This window comes from Mesorhizobium maamorense, assembly GCF_044998965.1.
Taxonomy (GTDB): Bacteria; Pseudomonadota; Alphaproteobacteria; order Rhizobiales; family Rhizobiaceae; genus Mesorhizobium.
This window is the reverse complement of record NZ_CP173356.1, coordinates 3662134-3682451: the sequence shown is the minus strand read 5'-3', so window position 1 is coordinate 3682451 and position 20318 is coordinate 3662134. Positions and strand designations below refer to the sequence as shown.

At 60.4% G+C, this 20318-nt stretch carries 20 protein-coding genes and 1 pseudogene; 13 read left to right on the top strand and 8 right to left on the bottom strand.

Annotation, left to right across the window (positions count from 1 at the left end; all coding sequences use genetic code 11):
• The first annotated feature begins 88 nt into the window (after nt 1-88).
• The 6 genes and pseudogenes from ACIU1A_RS18580 to ACIU1A_RS18555 all read left to right on the top strand — a co-directional run bounded on the left by ACIU1A_RS18580 (nt 89) and on the right by ACIU1A_RS18555 (nt 6458).
• Nucleotides 89-1582 (top strand): sugar ABC transporter ATP-binding protein, encoded by a 1494-nt coding sequence (locus ACIU1A_RS18580; protein ID WP_404924916.1) that lies wholly within the window; start codon nt 89-91, stop codon nt 1580-1582.
• On the top strand, nt 1579-2610 hold the full coding sequence (locus ACIU1A_RS18575) for an ABC transporter permease (RefSeq protein WP_404924914.1): 1032 nt from the start codon (nt 1579-1581) through the stop codon (nt 2608-2610). Before ACIU1A_RS18580 ends, ACIU1A_RS18575 begins: the two co-directional genes overlap by 4 nt.
• A complete protein-coding gene (locus ACIU1A_RS18570; protein WP_404924913.1) occupies nt 2607-3590 on the top strand; it encodes an ABC transporter permease in 984 nt (327 codons plus the stop codon). Before ACIU1A_RS18575 ends, ACIU1A_RS18570 begins: the two co-directional genes overlap by 4 nt.
• 36 nt (nt 3591-3626) lie before the next feature.
• A complete protein-coding gene (locus ACIU1A_RS18565) occupies nt 3627-4592 on the top strand; it encodes a carbohydrate kinase family protein (protein WP_404924912.1) in 966 nt (321 codons plus the stop codon).
• Nucleotides 4589-5356 carry an SDR family NAD(P)-dependent oxidoreductase gene (locus ACIU1A_RS18560; protein ID WP_404924911.1) on the top strand — a complete coding sequence of 256 codons (768 nt, stop codon included), beginning with the start codon at nt 4589-4591 and terminating at the stop codon, nt 5354-5356. The genes ACIU1A_RS18565 and ACIU1A_RS18560 overlap by 4 nt, the downstream gene beginning before the upstream one ends.
• A 155-nt stretch (nt 5357-5511) precedes the next feature.
• Nucleotides 5512-6458 (top strand): annotated as a pseudogene (locus tag ACIU1A_RS18555) (IS630 family transposase).
• An 848-nt stretch (nt 6459-7306) separates the two neighbouring features.
• On the opposite strand, the gene ACIU1A_RS18550 reads toward ACIU1A_RS18555, so the two are convergent.
• The 4 genes from ACIU1A_RS18550 to ACIU1A_RS18535 all read right to left on the bottom strand — a co-directional run bounded on the left by ACIU1A_RS18550 (nt 7307) and on the right by ACIU1A_RS18535 (nt 10839).
• Nucleotides 7307-8194 carry a transporter substrate-binding domain-containing protein gene (locus tag ACIU1A_RS18550; RefSeq protein ID WP_404924910.1) on the bottom strand — a complete coding sequence of 296 codons (888 nt, stop codon included), beginning with the start codon at nt 8192-8194 and terminating at the stop codon, nt 7307-7309.
• A gap of 176 nt (nt 8195-8370) precedes the next feature.
• Nucleotides 8371-9276, bottom strand: coding sequence for a polysaccharide deacetylase (locus ACIU1A_RS18545; protein ID WP_404924909.1), 906 nt, complete (start codon nt 9274-9276; stop codon nt 8371-8373).
• Nucleotides 9273-10100 (bottom strand): SDR family NAD(P)-dependent oxidoreductase, encoded by an 828-nt coding sequence (locus ACIU1A_RS18540; RefSeq protein WP_404924908.1) that lies wholly within the window; start codon nt 10098-10100, stop codon nt 9273-9275. Before ACIU1A_RS18540 ends, ACIU1A_RS18545 begins: the two co-directional genes overlap by 4 nt.
• Nucleotides 10048-10839, bottom strand: coding sequence for an IclR family transcriptional regulator (locus ACIU1A_RS18535; protein WP_404924907.1), 792 nt, complete (start codon nt 10837-10839; stop codon nt 10048-10050). Before ACIU1A_RS18535 ends, ACIU1A_RS18540 begins: the two co-directional genes overlap by 53 nt.
• Before the next feature lie 82 nt (nt 10840-10921).
• On the opposite strand from ACIU1A_RS18535, the gene ACIU1A_RS18530 reads away from it, so the two are divergent.
• From ACIU1A_RS18530 to ACIU1A_RS18510, 5 genes are all read left to right on the top strand, one after another.
• Nucleotides 10922-11671: an SDR family NAD(P)-dependent oxidoreductase gene (locus ACIU1A_RS18530; protein WP_404924906.1), complete on the top strand. Its 750-nt coding sequence runs from the start codon at nt 10922-10924 to the stop codon at nt 11669-11671.
• A gap of 36 nt (nt 11672-11707) precedes the next feature.
• Entirely contained in the window at nt 11708-12424 is a 717-nt protein-coding gene (locus ACIU1A_RS18525; RefSeq protein ID WP_404927959.1) for an ABC transporter permease, read from the top strand.
• Nucleotides 12424-13149: an ABC transporter permease gene (locus ACIU1A_RS18520; protein ID WP_404924905.1), complete on the top strand. Its 726-nt coding sequence runs from the start codon at nt 12424-12426 to the stop codon at nt 13147-13149. Before ACIU1A_RS18525 ends, ACIU1A_RS18520 begins: the two co-directional genes overlap by 1 nt.
• Nucleotides 13142-13927 (top strand): ABC transporter ATP-binding protein, encoded by a 786-nt coding sequence (locus ACIU1A_RS18515; RefSeq protein WP_404924904.1) that lies wholly within the window; start codon nt 13142-13144, stop codon nt 13925-13927. Before ACIU1A_RS18520 ends, ACIU1A_RS18515 begins: the two co-directional genes overlap by 8 nt.
• A 93-nt stretch (nt 13928-14020) precedes the next feature.
• Nucleotides 14021-14476 (top strand): hypothetical protein, encoded by a 456-nt coding sequence (locus ACIU1A_RS18510; protein ID WP_404924903.1) that lies wholly within the window; start codon nt 14021-14023, stop codon nt 14474-14476.
• Between the two features lie 173 nt (nt 14477-14649).
• Here the strand turns inward: ACIU1A_RS18510 and ACIU1A_RS18505 are convergent, their stop codons facing one another.
• From ACIU1A_RS18505 to ACIU1A_RS18490, 4 genes are all read right to left on the bottom strand, one after another.
• Nucleotides 14650-14826, bottom strand: coding sequence for a hypothetical protein (locus tag ACIU1A_RS18505; protein ID WP_404924902.1), 177 nt, complete (start codon nt 14824-14826; stop codon nt 14650-14652).
• 83 nt (nt 14827-14909) lie between these two features.
• Nucleotides 14910-15044, bottom strand: a complete 135-nt coding sequence (locus ACIU1A_RS18500; protein WP_404924901.1) for a hypothetical protein — start codon at nt 15042-15044, stop codon at nt 14910-14912.
• A 55-nt stretch (nt 15045-15099) separates the two neighbouring features.
• Nucleotides 15100-15249, bottom strand: coding sequence for a DUF3606 domain-containing protein (locus tag ACIU1A_RS18495; RefSeq protein WP_404924900.1), 150 nt, complete (start codon nt 15247-15249; stop codon nt 15100-15102).
• Nucleotides 15250-15490: 241 nt separating this feature from the next.
• Nucleotides 15491-15757, bottom strand: coding sequence for a hypothetical protein (locus ACIU1A_RS18490; RefSeq protein ID WP_404924899.1), 267 nt, complete (start codon nt 15755-15757; stop codon nt 15491-15493).
• 855 nt (nt 15758-16612) lie between these two features.
• On the opposite strand from ACIU1A_RS18490, the gene ACIU1A_RS18485 reads away from it, so the two are divergent.
• The gene (locus ACIU1A_RS18485) at nt 16613-19573 is read left to right on the top strand and encodes a PAS-domain containing protein (protein WP_404924898.1); all 2961 of its coding nucleotides are present in this window, start codon (nt 16613-16615) and stop codon (nt 19571-19573) included.
• Nucleotides 19567-20310, top strand: coding sequence for an ATP-binding protein (locus tag ACIU1A_RS18480; protein WP_404924897.1), 744 nt, complete (start codon nt 19567-19569; stop codon nt 20308-20310). The genes ACIU1A_RS18485 and ACIU1A_RS18480 overlap by 7 nt, the downstream gene beginning before the upstream one ends.
• Nucleotides 20311-20318 lie beyond the last annotated feature (8 nt).

The following is a 20318-nucleotide window of genomic DNA, read 5'->3' as shown; positions in this document are numbered from 1 at the left end:
AACGGCGGGCAACCATGCCTATGGCTGCCCGCCACAGCAACCAGGATTGACGGCCATGCAGGCGGCAAAGCGTGAAATTGCTGTATCGATGACAGATATATCGAAGCGGTTCGGTCCGGTGCGTGCGCTGGAGAACGCGAACCTCGAGATTGAGCGCGGCTCGATCCTCGGCCTTGTTGGCCAGAACGGCGCCGGCAAGTCGACGATCATCAAGGTGCTGGCTGGTATCATCAAGCCGGACAGCGGCACCATTGTCATCAATGGCGAGACCGTTGCCGCGCTCTCGCCGGCATCGGTTGAAAAGCTCGGCGTCCATTTCATCCATCAGGACAGGCTGCTGGTGCCGACCGCAACCGTCGGTGAGGCGGTGTTCCTCGGCCACGAAATCGGCTTCGGCCCGTTCCTCAGCCGTCGAGCCATGGAGCGCAAGGCAGCCGATCTGTTGCAGCGGTTCTTTGACATGCAATTGCCGGCGGGAACCCTGGTCAAGGACCTGACGACGGCACAGCAGAAGGTGGTGCAGATCACGCGGGCCCTGGCGCAGAAAGCCTCGGTGCTGGTGCTCGACGAGCCGACGGCGGCGCTGGTCAAGCGCGAGGTGGATAGCCTTTTCGACGTGCTGCGGCGGCTGCGCGACGACGGCATCGCCGTGGTCTTCATTTCCCACTACATGCAGGAGATCGAGAAGCTCTGCGACCGCGTCACCGTGATGCGCAACGGCACCGATGTCGGCACGGTCGACCCGCGCAAGACATCGATCGATGAGATCATCTCGATGATGATCGCCCGCGACGTCGGCGAGATGTTTCCCAAGCGTTCGGTCACGTTAGGCGCGCCGGTGCTCGAAGTCGCCAATCTGCGCCTCGGTGGCGGTTTTGAAAACATCGGCTTCAACGTTCGCGCCGGCGAGATCGTCGGCCTCACCGGCCTGCTCGGATCTGGCGCCAAGGAAATCGTGCAGTGCCTGTTCGGCCTCAAGACCGCCGATGGCGGCTCGGTCAAGGTCGAAAGCAAACAACTGTCGCTGTCGACCCCGGTCAAGGCTGTGCGCGACGGCATCGCCATGCTGCCGGAAGACCGCCGCGCGCATGGCGTGGCGCTTTGCCTGTCAGTACGCGAGAATATTTCGCTAGCCAGCCTGCGCCGCTATTCGAAGAGCGGTCTGGTCAGCCGCGGCAGCGAGAACCAAGCGGTCGATGGGCTGATCAAGGAGCTGTCGATCAAGACGCCGCATCGCGACGCGCTGGTGCGCGAACTCTCCGGCGGCAACCAGCAAAAGGTGGCGATCGCCAAATGGCTGAGCTGCCAGTCGCGCGTCTATGTGCTGGACGAGCCGACGGTGGCCGTCGATGTTGGCGCCAAGGTCGAGATCTACAATCTGTTGAACCGGTTGGCGAGCGCGGGCGCGGCGATCCTGCTTCTGTCCTCCGACCTGCTCGAACTGGTCGGCGTCTGTGACCGGGTGCTGGTCGTCTATCGCGGCCGGCTTGCCGGCACCTTCTCCGGCCCGTCGATGAACAGCGATGCGCTGCTCGCGGCCTCGTCAGGCGCCCGCTCGAACGCTGATGGGGTGGCGGCATGAGCGCGACCACTCTCCACACTGAGGCCGGCGCCTCCGACGAAACCCGCGCCAACGGCAAAAGTGCTAGCCGACGCTTCGCTACTATCGTCGTGCGGCTCGGCGCGATTGCAGCCTTCGCCGCGATCATGGCCTATTTCGTCGTCTTTGCGCCGGGATTCACCTCGACCTTCAACCTCATCAACGTCGTGGAGCAGTCGGCGATCCTGGGCGTGCTCGCCTATGGCATGACGTCCGTCATCATCGGCGGCGGCTCCGATGTTACCGAAGGCGGCATCGACCTTTCGATCGCCGCCAATATGGGGCTCTGCGCCGCCGTCTACGCGACGCTGCTGGCGATGGGCTATGGCGACTTCCTGTCGGTGCTCGCGGCCATCGCCGTCGGCATGGCCGTCGGTGCGCTGAACGCCCTTGCCGTGGTCGGCCTCGGCATCCTGCCACTGCTGGCGACGCTTGCCGTGCTCAATGTCGCGGCCGGCATGGAACTCACGCTCACCCAGAACACGGTCGTCGGCGCATCCTCCCCGCTGCTCGCCTTCCTGGTCTCTGGTGGCCTTTTCGGCATCTCGGCGCTCGCTTGGGCGTTGATCATGTTCTCCGTCATCATCATAGTCATCATCCATGGGACGGCGTTCGGGTTGCGGCTTTACGCGGTCGGCGGCCATCCGGAAGCGGCGCGCGCGGCCGGCCTCAGCGCGCCATTCTATGTGTCCTTCACCTATGTGCTGAGCGGCTTCTGCGCGGCGGTGGCGAGCGTCCTCACCGTTTCGCGGCTCTCGGCCAGCACGCCCGGTTCCGGCGAACTGCTTTTGTCGGTGCTGGCAGCGGCCTTGCTCGGCACGGTTTTTTCCCGCCGCTTCGTGCCGACCATGGGCGGCACATTGCTCAGCGTGCTGTTCATCGGCCTGCTCGGCAACGGCTTCCAGTTGCTCAATGTCTCGAGCTACTGGGTCAACGGCGTGCAAGGCGCGCTGATCCTGCTGGTGGTGGCCATCACATCCTTTGCTCGCGGCTCGGAGGGTTCACGATGAGCGTCTCGGCCAACGACAGCACCAAGGTGAGCCCGCGCGCCTTCCTTGCCAAATACAGCATGCTCATCGCCTTCGCGGCGATCGTCATCTTCTTCGCCGTGGCAAGCCCGACCTTCCTGACGCTGGCGAACCTGTTCAACGTGCTGGTCAACAATGTTGTCATGCTGGCGATTGTGGCGCTCGGCCTCACCATCGTCATCTCGTCCGGCGGCATCGATCTTTCGGTCGGCGTGTCCGTCGACATGGCCAGCATGGTCTTCGTCATGCTGCTTGCCGCCGGCTATAGCGGCCTGGTCGGCGTCGGCGGCGGGCTGGGTGCTGCGCTCATCGTCGGCATCCTGAACGCGATCCTCATCACCCGGCTCAACATTAGCCCCTTCCTGGCGACACTTGGCGTGCTGTTCATCGGCCAGAGCACACAGCAGCTTGCCACCAACGGCGGCCAGCCGATCTACCTCACCAGCGGCTATGCCAGCGACCAGTTCAACGCCATTGCCCGGACCGCTTTGTTCGGCGTGCCGACACCGGTGATCGTGCTGATCGTCCTGGCCGTCGCCGTCTACGTCCTGCTGCACCGCTCCGTTTTCGGCCGCTATGTGCAGGCGATGGGCGCACAGCCAGGCGTCGCCTGGTACTCCGGCATCCGCGTGCCGCGCGAACTATCGACGGTGCATGTGCTGTGCGCGCTGCTTGCCGGCGTCACCGGCATCCTCTTGTCAGCGACCGTCAAGTCCTACGTACCGCTGTCCGGTAACGCCTTCCTGCTCGACGCGATCGGCGCCACCTTCATCGGCACCACGCTCAGCCGCGAGCGCAAGCCCTCGGTGATCGGCACGCTGCTCGGCGTGCTGTTGCTCGCCATCGTCAAGAACGGGCTGCTACTCATCGGCTGGAATTTCTATTGGCAACAGGTCGGCATCGGCGTGCTCGTTTTCCTGGTGCTGGCCGTGAGCTTCGGCCTGCGCCGCGCCACCCATTGAGTTCGACCACCTATTGAGTTCGAAAGGTCAGCCACCATGCCACAATTCGACGTCAGTTCGATCGGCTTCTACGTCCTCGACATTCTGGGACGGCCAGTCTCACGCATCCCCGACGGCGGCCGCGCCGACTATATCGAGGAGATCCGCATGACGGTTGCCGGCACGGCCGGCGCGACCGGCATGGACTGCGCCATTCTCGGACTGAAGACGCGGGCCGTGACCACGCTCGGCACTGACGACATGGGCGACTGGTTCCTCGCCAAGCTGAAGAAATATGGCCTGGAGTGCGGCCTGGTGCGCCGCGACGGCAGCGTCCAGACCTCCTCCACCATTCTGCCGGTGCGGCCGAATGGCGAGCGTCCGGCATTGCATGTGCCGGGGACGGCCGCCGTCTTCGAAGTCGCCGACGCCGATCTCGACGCCGCGCTTGACGCCACGGTCGTCCATGTCGGCGGCACAGGGCTGTTGAAGCGTTTTGATGGCGCACCGACGGTCAAGCTGTTGAAGCGTGCCAAGGAACTTGGCCGCATCACAACCTTCGATCTGATCCAGGCGACGCCGGAAACCTGGGAACTGGTCGAACCGTGCCTGCCCTATATCGACTATTTCGTGCCGAGCATCGACGAGGCGGGCGAGATGGCGCACGACCGGGATCCGGCCCGCGTTGCCGCCTTCTTCAAGGCCAGGGGCGTGAAGAACTGCATCCTGACCCTCGGCGCCGGTGGCGTTCACGTCTCGCCGCAGCATAGCGAGGATTTCCACCTGCCGGCCTTCGACGTCGAGGTCTTCGACACCACGGGCTGCGGTGACTCCTTCACCGCCGGCATCATCGTCGGTATCGTCAAGGGCTGGGACCTCAAACAGTCGGCCCGCTTTGCAACCGCCGTCGCCGCCAAGGTGGCGATGGGCCTCGGCTCCGACGGCAAACTCGTTTCATTCGACGACACGGTCGCGGCGATGAATTCGCTCCTGGTCAAGACATCAAAGGTGCAAGCAGCATGACCATTCTTCCTGAGGCCAAGGGCAAGACGGCGCTCGTCACCGGCGCCAGCCGCGGTATCGGCAGGGCGCTGGCCAAGGGGCTCGCCGAGGCGGGCTTCGCCGTCGCCGTCACCGACCTGCCGTCGCAGGCCGCGGAGCTTGCCGTAACCAAGGCCGAGATCGAGGCGATCGGCCGCAAGGCCTATGTCTACACAATGGATGTCAGCAAGAAGCACGAGATCGACGCAACGGCGCAGGCGCTGCTTGAGGCGGCTGGCAGCATCGACGTGCTGGTCAACAATGCCGGCATCCTGAAGCCCAGCCTGCTCCAGGATCTCGACGAGGCCAACTGGGACGCGCATTTCGACGTCAACGCCAAGGGCGTGCTGATGATGTGCCAGGCGGTGCTGCCGCATATGCGCGCCAGGAAATCGGGCCGGGTGATCAACATCGCCTCGATCGCCGGCCGCCAAGGCGTGCCGACGCAGGGCCACTACGCGGCGACCAAGTCGGTCGTCATCACGCTCACCCGCGTGCTCGCACAGGAAGTCGGCATGGACGGCGTCACCGTCAACGCGATCTGCCCTGGCATCATCTTGACCGAGATGGGCAAGAACAATCTCGGCAGCGACGCGGCGATCCGCCATTGGGAACAGGTCGCAGCGCTGAAGCGCCTCGGCGCGCCGGAGGACATCGTCGGGCCGATGCTGTTCTTCGCCTCCGACCTGTCGGCCTTTGTCACCGGGCAGGCGCTCAATGTCGACGGCGGCATCTATTATCACTGACGCGCCGCCGCGAAGTGCACGTTGATGACATTTATATCCAGAGTGCGGTCGCCGGACGTATCTCTAGAGCGTTTCCTATTTTGGGAGAATCGTAGGATTCCCAAAACCGGATGTTTGTGATTCAAGATGCTGGCTGGATTGGAGGCCAGCATCTGATGACGCGAGCGCTTTCAAATTATCTTCGTGAGCGTGCAGTGGCGGCAGTTGTCGACGGGGAGACCTGCCGTGCGGTTGCCTCGCGCTTTGGCGTTGCGGTTTCCTCTGTGGTGAAGTGGTCGCAGCGTTACCGTGCCACCGGCTCGGTGGCGCCGGGCAAGATGGGCGGACACCGTAAGCGCGTTCTGGAGCCCCATCGGGCTTTCATTGTGGAGCGGATCAATCAGACCTCTGAACTGACGCTGCATCGGCTGAAGGACGAGTTGGATGCGCGGGATCAAGGTCTCGCACAATACGGTGTGGCTGTTCTTGAGGCGCGAGGGCCTGAGCTTCAAAAAAAACGCTGTTCGCCCTTGAGCAGGCACGCGCCGATATTGCCCGCAGGCGTCAGCGATGGCGATCCTGGCAGACCGGCCTCGATCCGCAGTGCCTGGTCTTCATCGATGAGACCTGGATCAAGACCAACATGGCTCCGCTGCGCGGTTGGGGGCCGAAGGGCAAGCGGCTGCGCGGCCTGGCTCCGCACGACCACTGGCGCACGCTGACCTTCCTCGGCGCGCTGCGCTGGGATCGGCTCACAGCGCCTTGCGTCTTCGACGGCCCGATCAACGGCCAATGCTTCCGGGCCTATGTCGAGCAGCAGCTCATCACGGTGCTGAAGCCCGGCGATATTGTCGTCATGGATAATCTGGGAAGTCATAAGTCGGCGGCCATCAGGCAGATGATCAAAGCTGCCGGCGCCAGGCTTTGGTACCTGCCGCCCTATTCCCCGGACCTCAATCCGATCGAGCAGGCCTTCGCCAAGATCAAACACTGGATGCGCCAAGCTCAGAAACGTACAATCGAGGACACTTGGCGCCACATCGGCCACCTCGTCGAAACAATCGAGGCAGCCGAATGCAGGAACTACTTCGAAAACGCAGGCTACGCTTCCGTCAAGATATGAAACGCTCTAGCGTCCGGTCGACAGCGTGAGCGATACGGTCGAGTTCTTCATCAGCAGAATCGTGACATGTCGGCTGCCAAACGCTTCATCTGCAAAGCGCTGAAACGGCCTGTGCCACCGATCTGGCCTTCCACTCCTGGAACGCAATCCGGCTTTGCAGCTTGGCGCGAGGCGCCGATCAATTCTTTACCGAAGGTGGGTTTCTGCAGGAGGATCAGGCACTCGCTGCTTCAAAGAAGCACTTAGCAGCAGCGCAGGCGGACGAGATCGCCAGCCTGGCGGCAGTGGGTCTCGCTCACCAGATGCATTTCTCGCCGCGCTATCTCGGACGGGAGGACGAACTGCGGGCCGAATTCGACCATGCATTCCACAGCCGCTCGGTTGCGCGTGGATGCCGCGCAATCACATGCGCATCGGCTCCCTCTACCCTTTCGAAGATGAACTGCGTCGCGGATTGGCGGCGATCTCCGCGGCTCCCGCAAGCATTCCGCTCGGCAGAGATCGCGACATAAATAGCGATGACCTGCAGCCGAAAGGCGGACGTGATCGGTTGACCCGCCTGAACAGCAGGAGCGAAAGTCGGCCTCCAAGGAAGAGTTTCAGGCGCCGGCAGGCTTACGAAAGTCCCCGGGGAGGAACCCCGGGCGACAAGTGGCGGCGATTTCGGATTCGGCGGATGTCGGGGAGGGCGCGACTGCCGCGGAGAAGCGCGGGATGTTTGGAAAAATTTGAGAGCAAGCCAAGGGGTGCGTTGCAAATACCGTCACCGGCCGCCTCGGCGTTGAAGGCGATCGTATAGGTAGCATCATCCGGCCGATCTTCTTGCTGGATGATACCAAGGCTCCAGCTTACTGCTTCGGGCTCAGGTCGATCTGGAACCATTTTTCCGAAAGCTTTGCCAATGTGCCATCTTTGCGCATTTCGGCGAGCGCCTTGTTGAGGATCGCCTTGAGTTCCGGCTCTTCCTTACGGATGCCAAGGCAGACATTCGTTGCCATGATGCCACCGACCAGCAACGGGCCGGTCGTCTTCAGCGTACCCTGACTCTTTGCCGCGCGATCGCGGGCGAACACGACATTATCGAACTGGCCGTCAAGACGGCCGCTCTCCAGATCAAGTTGCACCTGCTCGGACGACTTATAGGTCTGCACCTTGACCACGTCGCCAAAGTTCTCCTGGACGAACTGCAACTGGCTGGTGGAAAGCGAAGCACCAAGCGTCATTCCCTTGAGGGCTTCCTTGAGATCGGCGACAGCCTTCTTGCCTTCCGGGGTATCGGTGGAAAAGCTTTCACCCGTGTGCGGCAGGTTGGCGATCGGGCTGTCGGCACCGACGAGGAAGGTGTTGGGCGTAATGACATAAGGATCTGAGAAGTCGATCACCTTGCGCCGCTCGGGGTTTGGACCCATGGTCAGGACAACGTCAAACTTGCCGGCCAGCAGCGACGGTATCTGGCTGTCCCAGTCCTGCGCAACGATCTTACAGTCGAGCTCGGCACGCTTGCACACGTCCTTGATGACATCGAGATCAAGACCCTCTAGCTCGCCCGTGGGGGTGGTCGAATTGAATGGCGGGAATGCGCCTTCCACGCCAACGGTAACGGTCTTCCACTCCTTGGCGAGCGCTGCGCCGGCGTCGAGCAATAAGAATGCGGAAAGGCCGAACGCGACGGCAAGAGCGCTTCTTTTGAACATAGTTCCCTCTTTTTCTTGAACGGTTGTCACGATGCGGTTCATCTGCGGCTGCGAAAATGAAGCCCGGCAAGCCTGAGCGACGCTTTAAGCTTGTACTTGGATCGTAAAGCTGAAAAGAGGAAACTCGTTCACATATAGGAATTTTGTTCAGATTTTTGAGGCATACGCGTGCATCCCTAGCCGCAGGGCGCCAACTTCAAAGATCAAGGCCAGACTTCCTACGCGCAGGATGCCCTGACGTGGCGGACAATGTCGGCGTGCGTGGCAAACCACACGTCCTTGCGTGTACGGATATGGGCCACCAGTTCCTTGAGGAGCCAGATGCGCGAGCGATGACCGATTATGTCAGGGTGCATGGTGAGCTGGAAAATGCCGCGTTCCTCATAGGCGGCATCGAACTCCCGCTTGAATATCTGCAGGATATCATGGGGTGCGATTTGCGGCCGCAATCCACCCCAGCGATCCATGATCAGATAGGCCGCATCGTCACGAATCCACTCGACCGGCAGTTCGGTCACGCCGCAAGGTGCGCCATTCAGCAGCAGCTCATAGCAATCGACGTCGGCCATCAGGGAAGAATCGTAGAGCAGTCCCATGTCGGCGGTAATCTGGAGCGTGTTCTCGCTGAAATCCCAGGAGGGTGTGCGGATGCCTACCGGGCGGACCTTGGTAATCTTCTCCAGTGTGTCCGCTGCCCGGAACTGCAGATCACGTTCCGTATCTTCGTCCAGCAGCGTGTTGCGCTCGTGGATCCAGCCATGTAGGCCGATTTCGTGCCCTTCGGCGATCAATGCCCGCTGCTCGTCTGGATAATGGATCGCCGAAACGGCGGGCACGAAGAACGTGGCGGGAATGGCTTCGCGGCTCAGCAGTTCGCGAATGCGTGGAATACCCTGCCGCGGACCGAATTGCCCCTGCGAAAGCGCCGAGATCGACCGGCCACCATCGCGCAATTCGAAGGTATCGTGGTCGGAATCGAACGACAACGCGACCGCGCATCTGGCACCATCCGGCCAGGCAGCGGGTTTCAGGCTTCGCCCCGCGCGGGCGCGGTTCATGATGGTTTGCAGCCGTTCTTCCGACCAAGTCCAGGTCGGCACCACGGTATTGGAATTGGTGGTCATGCCAAAGGCCCTCCGCTTACGGAAAGTGTCTGGCCGGTGATCCACCCTGCATGGGGCGAGGCGAGGAAAAGCACGGCACTGGAGATATCTTCCGGCAAGCCGATGCGCCGGAGCGGGATTTCGTCGATCATCGCCTGCTGGCCAGCTTGCCCGTAGGAGGCCCATTGGCGCTCGTAGTCGGGGCTGGTGCGCAGGAAGCCGGGCGCCACCGCATTGACGTTGATACCGAAAGGTCCCAGTTCATGGCCGAGCTGGCGGGCAAGGCTGATGAGCGCGGCCTTGGCGCTTGCGTAGGCCTGGATGCCAGTCAGACTCACGCCGATGCCAGCGCCGCTGGAGATGAAAACCAGCTTGCCTGCGCCCCGCTTCTTCATGGACGGCACGACAGCGCGCGACACCAGAAATGCCCCGCGCACGTTAACGTCATAGATTTTGTCCCAATCGGCCGCCGGAACGTCTTCGACCGGCTTTTTGGTTTGGCCCAGCACTCCGCCCGCGACGTGGACGAATATGTCAATACCGCCAGCGATATCCGCCCCAGCTATCACCCTCGCGATCTGTTCCTCGTCGGTGACGTCCAGAAACCCGGTGGAGATTGAGCCGCCGCGGGCGGGACTGGCCTCGGCGGCCAGTCTTTGCAACTCCGTCTCGACAACGTCGGTGGCCAGAACCGCCGCGCCGTCGGCAGCGAATGCCTCGCAGATCGCGCGCCCAATTCCACGCGCGGCACCAGTCACGAGCACGCGCTTTCCTTCGAACTGAATGTCCATATCACTGCTTGTCCGCTGCTTGAGGTCTGTAGCCGAAGCGATAGCTGAGCTCATCGGCATTCCGGATCACCGCTTCGATCATCTGGTTACGGCATGCGGCGAAGCGGGACGACATCGTTGCTATATCCAGGGCGGCGATTACCTCGCCTGACGAGTCGCGCACCGGTGCAGCGACACCCGATCCGCCCTCGGCTGCTTCCTCATCGCTGATTGCGTAACCGTCGACGCGGGCACGTTCGATGATGCGGCGAATTTGGATCCGGTCGATGACCGTGCGCTCGGTGATCTGCACGATACGTTCCTTGCTCAGATAAGCCGAAGTTTTTTCCGGGCTCCAATGGGCCAGCAAAACCCGGCCCATCGCAGTACAGAAGGCAGGATCGGAACCTGTAAGATCAGAATCGAAACGCACAGCCTGGTGACTGACGCTCTTGGCGAGCAGCTTGATACGGCCATCGCTGCGGCGGGCCCCGAGGAATACTGTCTCGCCTTCGCTGTCTCGTAAGGCGTCCATGATCGGCTGCGCGGTGGCGATCAACTTGGCATCGCGGCCGCTCGACCAACCGGGGCCATTGCGGAATGCCTCGTGGATTCTATATGCCTCGGCCTCATCCCGTACGACGTAGGCACGCGAGACGAGCGTCGCCAGCAGGTTGAACGTACTGCTCTTGGGATAACCCAGCTCCATGACGATGGTTTTCAACCTGAGCGGCTTCGATGACCGAGCCAGTAGCTCCAGTATCTCAAGGATCCGGACAGCGGATTTCACTTCGGAATCTTCTATTCTGTTCATGTATGAGAACTTAATTCCTATTGAAGAATTTATCGCCATCCATACCATGCTCCCGGACTATTGAAAAGGAGCGGATTTACAGATGGACGCAACAGGCAAGGTCGCCATTGTCACCGGCGCAGCGCGCGGTATAGGCAAGGCGTGCGCATTGGATTTGGCGCGTGCCGGGTACCACATTGCACATGTTGACGTGCTCGAAGAGGAATTGCGCGGCACCGCCGCCGCAGTTTCCGAACTCGGTGTTCGCGCGCTCACTTTCGTGGCAGATGTGTCGAGCTACAAACGGGCCGGCGAGATCGTCGAGGCGACGGTTGCAGAACTCGGCCGTATCGACTTTCTTCTCAATAATGCCGGACGGTCCGCACCCGTCGGCATTCTCGAAATCTCTGAAGAGGATTTCGACAGCGCGATCGCGATCAATCTAAAAAGCTGCTTCAATTATATCCAGCACGCAGCCCCTCATATGCTTGAGCGGGGTGGCGGGCGCATCGTGTCCATGTCGTCGTTGAATGCGCTTTCCGGCGGCGTGACGGCGGCGGTCAGCAAGTTTGCCTATGCCGCCGCTAAAGCCGGCATTCTGGGCATGACCCGGGCGCTCGCAAAGGAACTGGGGCCACATATCGCCATCAATGCGATCTGCCCCGGTGTCATCCGCACCGAGATCGATACGAACGTGACCGATCGGGCCGACGAGGTTATCAAGGGTATTGCGCTTGGACGGCTGGGCTGCGCCGATGATGTGGCTCGCCTGGTGACCTTCCTCGCCACGTCGGAACCGTGCTTCATGACCGGGCAGACGCTGACCGTCGATGGCTTCCAGTTCAATGTATAGGCTTCCATAGAGCGACCAGGGGGAGGAGAAGAGATGATGGATTTTCTCGGCCTTGTGAGCTTCGGCCCCGAAGGCTGGGGGCTCTCGCTGCTCTTCGCCTCGCTCGTGACAATTGCGGTTGCCACTTGCGGCTTTCTTCTCGGCGTCGTCCTCGGCGGATTTGCAGCTTGGGCAAATCTTGCTGGCGGCACGGTGCTGCGGGTCAGCGCGGATACGTATACGACGATATTCCGTGGCATACCCGACCTGCTGGTTATCTACCTCTTCTACTTCGGCGGCAGCCTGCTGGTCACAAGCACATTTGACGCCGTGGGCCATGCCGGCTTCGTTGGCCTGCATCCGTTCGTTGCAGGGGCCGGCGCCATAGGCATAGTTTCGGGGGCCTATCAGGCCGAGGTTTTCCGTGGTGCGTTCCGCGCTCTGTCCAGAGGCGAAATCGAGGCAGGAAAATCGGTCGGCATGGGCCGCCTGCTGCTGTTCCGCAGGATCATCGCGCCACAGGTGCTGCAGTATGCGCTGCCGGGCGTCGGCAATGTCTGGCAGATGACGCTGAAGGAATCCGCCCTGATCTCGGTGACGGGCCTAGTGGAACTGCTGCGCCAATCGCAAATCGCCGCCGGCTCCACCAGAAAGCCTTTCGAGTTCTATCTGATTGCTGGCGCCATCTTCCTGTTCATAACCTGGCTGTCGCAACGCATTTTCGAGCGGTTGGAAAAATATACTTCCCGCGGTGTTCCGCAGGAGGCTTCGTGATGGATATCGTCTTCATTTACGACACCTTCGTGGCGTTGCTGTCAGGCGTCCCGCTGACCCTGAATCTGACTTTCGTGGCGTTTGCCATCGGTACGGTCCTAGCCATGCTGCTCGCATTGATGCGGATGTCGCGGATCAAAGCCTTGGATGCGACTGCCCATGCCTATGTCTTCGTGTTGCGCGGCACACCGCTGCTCGTGCAGATATTTCTGATCTACTACGGGCTCGGACAGTTCCGGCCGACGCTTCAGCATCTCGGCCTATGGCAGTTTTTCCGCGATCCCTATTGGTGCGCGATCATGGCTCTGGCATTAAACAGCGCGGCCTACGGCAGCGAGGTGGTGCGCGGTGGACTTCGGTCGGTACCGAAGCGTGACGTGGAAGCCGCCCGCGCCTGCGGCATGTCCGGCCTGCTGCTCTTTCGCCGCATCGTCATGCCCATCGCCCTTAGGCAGGCTCTGCCCGCTTATGGGAACGAACTTATCCTCATGGTCAAGGCCACTTCGCTGGCATCGATCATCACGCTGATGGAAGTAACCGGGATTGCCGCTCAGCTTATCTCGTCCAGCTACCGGCCCATCGAAGTGTTCATCGCCGCGGGCGCCATATACCTGATCATCAATTTCTCACTCACACGCGCAATCGCAATGCTCGATTGGCAGCTGACGCCCCATCTTCGCGGCCCGGCCGCAGTCGGCGACAAAATGGAGGGCGGCAATGTCTAGCCAGACGCCAGCGCAAACCGTCATTTCTCTGCGCGACCTGCACAAGCGTTTCGGTACCCTCGAAGTGCTCAAGGGCGTGTCGCTCGACGCCAAAAAAGGCGAAGTCATTGCGATATTGGGATCGTCGGGATCGGGCAAAAGCACGATGCTGCGCTGCATCAACATGCTGGAACTGCCAAGTTCCGGAGAGGTCGTGATCGGCGATGAAACAGTAAAACTGAAGAGACGCGGCGACGGGCTGGCGATCGCCGACCGGAAGCAGATTGACAAGATCCGCTCTCGTGTTGCCATGGTGTTCCAAAGCTTCAACCTATGGTCTCATATGACGATCCTCGAGAACCTGATCGAAGCGCCGGTGCACGTTCAAGGCCGGTCTCGGCGCGAATGCGAGGAAGAAGCCAAGGCGCTGCTGCAAAAGGTCGGCATCGGCGACAAGTCCGGCGCCTATCCCTCACATCTTTCCGGCGGGCAGCAGCAGCGCGCCGCCATCGCCCGGGCACTGGCGATGCATCCGGACGTCATGCTGTTCGATGAGCCGACATCCGCCCTTGATCCCGAACGTGTCGGGGAAGTGCTTAAGGTCATTCGGGCGCTTGCCATAGAGGGTCGGACGATGCTGGTGGTGACCCACGAAATAGGGTTCGCCCGTGAGGTCGCCAGCCGGGTGATCTTTCTCCACGACGGCCGGATCGAGGAGGATGGCCCCACAAGCGAAATCTTCGACAATCCCAAGTCTCAGCGCTTTCGCAAATTTATCGCCACGGTGCAGCATGGCTGACCCCTGGATCGGAATCCATTGAGGACCGGGGAACGACAAATGCAGGCGTCTGAAGCTCAAATCTCGAGCTGGCTCGCGGCCCAGCAGGGTGCCATGGTCGATCTGCTGCAAGAACTGGTCGATATCGATTCCGGCTCCTATGACAAGAACGGCGTCGACGCTGTAGGCGTAAGGCTGGGACAATTCCTGGCCGGACACGGCATCACAACGGCAACGATGCCGATCAAGGGATTCGGAAATACCTTCCTTTCCGGAACCGAGGCGGTTCGCAGAGACAGGCAACGGCACAACTTCCTGCTGCTGGGGCACCGCGACACGGTCTTCGGCAATCGCGCTGAAGAGCTTCGGCCTTCGCACTGCTCCCATCCAGTGCATGGGTCCACCCCAGACTTTGCCCGCTGCCGAAAGGTGGCGGGCTTTTTTCATTCGGCCCGGAACGACCAGCGCCGTGAGAGGTTAGGCGTCTGGCCGATGCTCCTCCCTCCCTCCGTCAACGTCGGCTCAATAGCCCGTCTCGGCTCGCGCCGGGGCGGGCTTTTTTGCGTTTAATGCGGAACAACCCGGCTGTCTGCCATGTTGCAGCCCCGGAAGCTTGGCGACGACAACTCCCCAGCTTCCGCAGCCCGTCTCGCTCCACGGCAATGGCTTCGAGGCGGGCTTCTTGTATTTCGGCGATGCCTTTTGCAGCCCAGCTGCTGAAAGGTGGCCGGCTTTTTTGGAACCTACTGCAACCCCTTACGACGCTCGAACATTTCGCGATTGCGAGCCTTCGCTTCATTGACCAGATGACGAAGTTCGGCGCAGGAAACGGCAAGTTGCGTCCGGGACACCTCGCACTTGCTGCGCAGAACTTTGGCCTCAGCGGCCAGTTCCTTGCCCTCGCGCCGCAGAATATCCAAGCGGTCCTCTGAGCGTCCCATCGACGGACAATGCGCCCGATGGAGCGGCGGCGCAACAGCGTTGGCGCGATGGCGCATGTCTGCTAGGCGCCGTTTGCCGCACTAGGTTCCAGCGGCTCGTGGTCGGGCTGTTCATGCCACATGACCTGGCGCAAGTCGCGCATGTCGACTTTCTGGCCGCAGATCTTGCAGGTGTAGAAGATGTCTACTTCGCGCACCGGATCGCGACCATGCAGATGCCCAGGCTGGGCGGGCCGAGGTCGGATAGCTTGGTCACCGGTTGCGCAGCTTTTTCGCTTCGAGTTCCAGCGTGGCGCGCTCGTTACCATGACGCTTGATCAATTCGCGCACCTGTTCGGCGCTGATGCCTGCCTGCTCGGCGAAGTACTGGACCTCATAGCTCTCATCATAGCCAACGATCACACTGGGAGTTTGCGGTTGCGCCAGAAACGGACATTGTTTGGACGTGATCGCGCTATGGACGATCGCCGATCCCTAGGTGACCTTGGCGGCGAAAGACGGTGTAGGCCTCCAAGGCCGCTCTAGCCCACGCTCCGAGATCGGCGCGAGGATCTTTCTCCGATGGCCGTGAGGTGATCCCAAGCGGCGGGCGAGCCCGCTCGCTTGGAGGTTGAATCTCGACCGTGCCGGCCGAACGCTGTTATCAGCGCCCCCAGATCCCCTGTCCGTAACCGGGCCCGGGGATATCAAAGATCGAATTTCCTGCCGAGGTCGGCGCACTGTCGGCAGTGCTGACACTCGCTGTGCCGCTCGGGTCGACCGCGTAGCCGTTGTCGGAAACCATCGAATGGTGATCGGTCTTCGGATAGGCGGAGCTATGGCTGTAGTCCGCGCCATAGTGGTCGCTGCCGGCAAAACAGATGCCGGAGGCAAACAGGAAGGTCGCCGTGGTAAGAACGATTTTAAGCATTTCAATTCTCCATCTTTGAGGGTTAGCATTTGGCCCCAACGCGCCGTGCCCCCGCACCGCATTGATGAGCCGTCTTTCATGCCCTTTGGGCAAACCGACCAACCGTTATCCTTCTGGGTTTGCGGCGGCAGGTTGTTCAGCGCACGGTCGTCTCGTTACGTTCGTGCGCTGTCGGAGGGCTGCTTGATAGCAGCCGAGATCATCACCATTCGGCGGCGTCAACGCGGCCTGTACGAATGGCGGCTGTTCCCGATCAGCCGTCGCGTGGTGGGGTTGACGTCTGCCTCTTGTCGATCGTGACGTTGTAAGAGCCGGCGAGCCCCTTCATGGGCCGGATGGTTTTGGTCAATAAGGCTCGCGCGGAGCCGGTCGGGGAAATCGTACGAAGTAACTGGCTTATGCATTTTGAACCTCAGGTCTCGGAGCAAGACGCGTCGACACCTCGGCAAGACTAGATTTTCGTCAATGGCGCCGGGTATTTTCATTTCAGCCGTTGAATCTGCCGCATCTGCGATTGTTATTGTTATACATCGCTTTCGTTTCAGGAGTTTTTCTGTAGTTCTATGGGTGTGTTTCGTTTGTTTCAGCGGCCACACGCGACGGGGATGACAAGCGGCATTTTGTGACTGGTTATGGTCCGAGTCGTTTGCTCGATCCGCGCTGTCGGCCGTGCAACCTAGGCCATTCGTGTTTCGGCCGTTTTCCGGAGGATCGGATAGAGCTTCGTTTTCACGTCAGCGCTGGCGATGACTCCCACGCGCCGAAACAGTTGAAACAAATCACGCAGCGTCTGAATGCGTGCTGAAACAAAGAGGGTCTAATATCCGTCTTCGGGAGATCACGTGAACAAAGGGAATGACCATGCGGCCTGATAATCCGGTACCATCCACACACACAGGCTATGCCCTTTTTGACGCCAACAATGTCCTCGTCGACAGCAATCCGGAGATATTTGGAAGCCGGCGGCTCGATCGCCGCGAGATGCATCCAATGGACACCATTGCCGCAGTCGCCGAAACCCTCTCATATCTGAAAAGTTTCGACGGCCGCCCAATCGAGCCGGGCAACGCGTTCGCTGACAGCGCTGCAGCGCGGTGGATGCAGATCGACAAGGGGCCGGTTGAAGCGGAAACTTTGGATGGGCAATGGAAGCTGTTCACTGCACACCCTCGCCCGAATGGTGGCATGGCCCTGGTAAGCGTCGACATTACCGACATGAAGCGAGCGCAGATCGCACACCAGGAAAACGCGGAGGTATACCGCTGCATCACGGACAGTCACCCGCTGCCCGTTTGGGTGGTGGACGCGGGAAGCGGGCAGATCCTCTATGAAAGCCTCGATGCGTCGAACCTGCTTGGCCGGAAATGGCAGCCGAACGAGCGGCAATTCCTGACGGATCATTTCGTGAACGCTGGCCAATTCGATGATATCAGTTCTCTCGCCAACAACAGCGACATCGTGCGGGATCACGAAATCCAGCTTAAAAACACAAGCGGATCGACCGTCTGGTGCTCGACGAACTGCCGCCGTGGCGTTTATGGCGGGCGCCCCTCGCTCATCATCGGGGTATTGGACATCACGGAACGCAAGCAGCGCGAGGATCTGTTCGGTTTCCTAATCAAGCATCATCCGTTGCCGGTATGGATGAACGATGCAAGTTCGGGGGAACTCATATACCAGAGCGATGCTGCCGAACGGCTGCTTGGATGGAGCAAAAAGGCGCGACGCCAGACGGTGCGGCTCGGCGACTACTTTGTCGACCCTGGGAAACACCGGGAAATCAATCGGGAGCTCATGCAAAAGGGCGTCGTCGAAAATTGCGAGGTGCTTCTTAAAAGACCCGACGGGCAAGAATTCTGGGCCACGGGCAATCTCAGGGTCGTCGATTTCCAAGGCCGGCGAGTGGTTCTCGCCGGCATCGCCGATGTGACCAAGCAGAAGAAGCGTGACGGTGAAGTCGCAGCGGCTCGGGAGATGCTGGCAAACGCCGTTGAATCACTCTCCGAGGGATTCGCACTGTTCGACGAAGATCACCGCCTGGTCATGTGCAACAGCCTTTACCGCGAGCTGAATCACCCGGTGCGGGATCTCGTTGAACCGGGAGTGGAATGGGCCGAACTGCTTCGCGAATCCGCCAAACGCGGCGTGTACCGTAATGCGGTTGGGCGCGAGAACGAGTGGCTCGACGAGCGGATTCAAGGCCTGATCGAATTCCACTCCCATTTCGAGGTACCTCTTGCCGACGGCGAATGGCACTCGGTCTCGATACATCCCACCGATCTTGGCGGTTTCGTCGTAACGCGCGCCGACATCAGCGAGCGCAAGAAGGCCGAGGCCGTCGATCGCGACGCCACGACACTGCTGCAAAAGGTGCTCGATGCCTGCCCTTCGCCGATACGGATGACGACTTTCGAGGGAGAAACGCTCTATCGCAATCCTGCTACCAGAGAGCTCTACGCCGACCGCCCGCAAATAACCGACCACTATGTCGATCCAAATTACAGCGCAATCTTGGAGCGCACCCTGATCGAAAAGGGCAGGATCGATGATTTCCGAGTCCAGCAGTACGACACCGAGGCAAAGGTCTTCTGGGCATCGATTTCCGCTCGCCTGATCGATTTCCAGGGAAGGCAGGTGATCGTGTCGAACGCGACGAATATCACCGATATGATCGCCGCCCAGGAAGAAACGCGTAAAGCCAACGAGCGGCTGATCGACGCAATCGAATCTCTGGCCGAAGGGTTCGCTCTCTACGACAAGAACGATTGCCTGGTACTGGCAAACAGCAGATATCGCCAAATGCACGCGGTAAGCGCAGATGTGCTCGTTCCCGGCGTGAACTGGTTCGAGTTCCTCCGCGTGACGGCAGAGCGAAACCAGTTTCCGGTTCCACGGGACAAAATCGACGATTGGCTTGCCGAGAGGGCAAAGGACCGCCGCGAGTTCCGGCAACAGGAATTCCGTCATACAGACGGCGGTTGGTTTTTCGTCTCGAATTGTCCGACCCGCGAAGGTGGATTCGTCGTTACCCGCCTCGACATTACAGAGCGCAAGCGTGCTGAGGAGGCCGCCAGGGAAGCGAATGAAATGGTCCGTAAAGTCCTCGACGCCTGCCCCGTTAACATCCAGATGACCCGTGCGCATGATGGGAAGCTGCTCTACCGCAGTCCCGCCACCGTCGAGCTGCTCGGCAACGTCACCAGCGCCGTCGACTATTATGTCGATCCTCCAGAGCGGATGCGGTACGTTGAGCGGTTGCTCGCGACGGGGTTGGTCGACGATTTCGAAACCCAGCTCAAACGCAAGGACGGTGGAACCTGCTGGTGCTCGATTTCCTCTCGACTGATCGATTACCACGGTGAGAAGGTGATCGTTTCCCACACCTACGATCTCACCGATCGTATCGAAATGGAGCAGGAACTGGAGCGACAGCGCGAGACGCTGCACCAGAACGAAAAGCTGTCGGCGCTCGGCGGATTGCTGGCGGGAGTGGCGCATGAACTCAACAACCCGCTCTCGGTGGTGCTTGGCCTGTCATCGTTGTTGAAGGAGACCGCAACCGATGCCAAGGTCGTGGAACGCGCCGACAAGATGAGCAGGGCAGCCGAACGCTGCGCCAGAATCGTCAAGACATTCCTGGCTATGGCCAGAAAGCAGCCGACGCGAATCTCAAACGTTGCGATCAACGATATTATTTCCGAAGCGGTGGAGGTGGTGAGCTATTCGATTCGATCGTCGGACATCGGGCTTTCAGTTCATCTTGAACCTGGCCTCCCCCCATCTGGGCGGATCCCGATCAGCTTGGCCAGGTGCTGATCAATTTGCTTGTCAATGCAGAACAGGCGCTGCACGGCTGGGAAGGGCATCGGGAAATCACGCTTTCAACGCGGCTTGATCCCAAGACCGGCAACATAATCGTCCGCGTTGCCGACACGGGTCCGGGAATTCCCAAAGAGATACTCCCCCGCATTTTCGAACCGTTCTTCACCACGAAAGAGATTGGGGCAGGGACTGGGATCGGGCTATCCTTCTGTCATCGGATCGTTCAATCCCATGGAGGAGCCATCGAGGTCGAGTGCCCCGAGGCGGGTGGCTCGACCTTCTTACTTTCGCTGCCGGCTTCGGATCGTCTCGACAAACAAGCCGAAACTGCTGAAGACGAGCTCCCGAATTCAACCGGCATTGCTTGTCTGGTGGTAGACGACGAAGAGGATGTGCGTGAGCTGGTCGCTGAGGTGCTCAGGCGGGATGGTTTCAACGTCATCCTTGCCAGATCCGGCGAAGAAGCACTGCTGCACCTCCAGAACCGCACTTTCGCACTGATCCTGAGCGATCTGAAAATGCCGAACATGGATGGACGGGGATTGTTCAATCAGATTGCCAAGCTCCATCCGGCCGAGCTCGACAGACTAGCTTTCCTGACGGGGGATACGATCAGCCCGGGTGCGCAGATGTTCCTGCGCGCCGCGAAACGGCCCTATCTTGAGAAACCGATCAAACCTAACGAGCTCCGTTCGTTTGTCTCGAATTTGGTGGTCAACAGCAATACTTGACAGATCCG

What these genes read in the sequence shown, in the direction of transcription:
- ACIU1A_RS18580 (WP_404924916.1), top strand. Translation starts at nt 89, where the DNA reads ATGACAGATATATCGAAGCGGTTCGGTCCGGTGCGTGCGCTGGAGAAC.
- ACIU1A_RS18575 (WP_404924914.1), top strand. Translation starts at nt 1,579, where the DNA reads ATGAGCGCGACCACTCTCCACACTGAGGCCGGCGCCTCCGACGAAACC.
- ACIU1A_RS18570 (WP_404924913.1), top strand. Translation starts at nt 2,607, where the DNA reads ATGAGCGTCTCGGCCAACGACAGCACCAAGGTGAGCCCGCGCGCCTTC.
- ACIU1A_RS18565 (WP_404924912.1), top strand. Translation starts at nt 3,627, where the DNA reads ATGCCACAATTCGACGTCAGTTCGATCGGCTTCTACGTCCTCGACATT.
- ACIU1A_RS18560 (WP_404924911.1), top strand. Translation starts at nt 4,589, where the DNA reads ATGACCATTCTTCCTGAGGCCAAGGGCAAGACGGCGCTCGTCACCGGC.
- ACIU1A_RS18550 (WP_404924910.1), bottom strand. Translation starts at nt 8,194, where the DNA reads ATGAACCGCATCGTGACAACCGTTCAAGAAAAAGAGGGAACTATGTTC.
- ACIU1A_RS18545 (WP_404924909.1), bottom strand. Translation starts at nt 9,276, where the DNA reads ATGACCACCAATTCCAATACCGTGGTGCCGACCTGGACTTGGTCGGAA.
- ACIU1A_RS18540 (WP_404924908.1), bottom strand. Translation starts at nt 10,100, where the DNA reads ATGAGCTCAGCTATCGCTTCGGCTACAGACCTCAAGCAGCGGACAAGC.
- ACIU1A_RS18535 (WP_404924907.1), bottom strand. Translation starts at nt 10,839, where the DNA reads ATGAACAGAATAGAAGATTCCGAAGTGAAATCCGCTGTCCGGATCCTT.
- ACIU1A_RS18530 (WP_404924906.1), top strand. Translation starts at nt 10,922, where the DNA reads ATGGACGCAACAGGCAAGGTCGCCATTGTCACCGGCGCAGCGCGCGGT.
- ACIU1A_RS18525 (WP_404927959.1), top strand. Translation starts at nt 11,708, where the DNA reads ATGGATTTTCTCGGCCTTGTGAGCTTCGGCCCCGAAGGCTGGGGGCTC.
- ACIU1A_RS18520 (WP_404924905.1), top strand. Translation starts at nt 12,424, where the DNA reads ATGGATATCGTCTTCATTTACGACACCTTCGTGGCGTTGCTGTCAGGC.
- ACIU1A_RS18515 (WP_404924904.1), top strand. Translation starts at nt 13,142, where the DNA reads ATGTCTAGCCAGACGCCAGCGCAAACCGTCATTTCTCTGCGCGACCTG.
- ACIU1A_RS18510 (WP_404924903.1), top strand. Translation starts at nt 14,021, where the DNA reads ATGGTCGATCTGCTGCAAGAACTGGTCGATATCGATTCCGGCTCCTAT.
- ACIU1A_RS18490 (WP_404924899.1), bottom strand. Translation starts at nt 15,757, where the DNA reads ATGCTTAAAATCGTTCTTACCACGGCGACCTTCCTGTTTGCCTCCGGC.
- ACIU1A_RS18485 (WP_404924898.1), top strand. Translation starts at nt 16,613, where the DNA reads ATGACCATGCGGCCTGATAATCCGGTACCATCCACACACACAGGCTAT.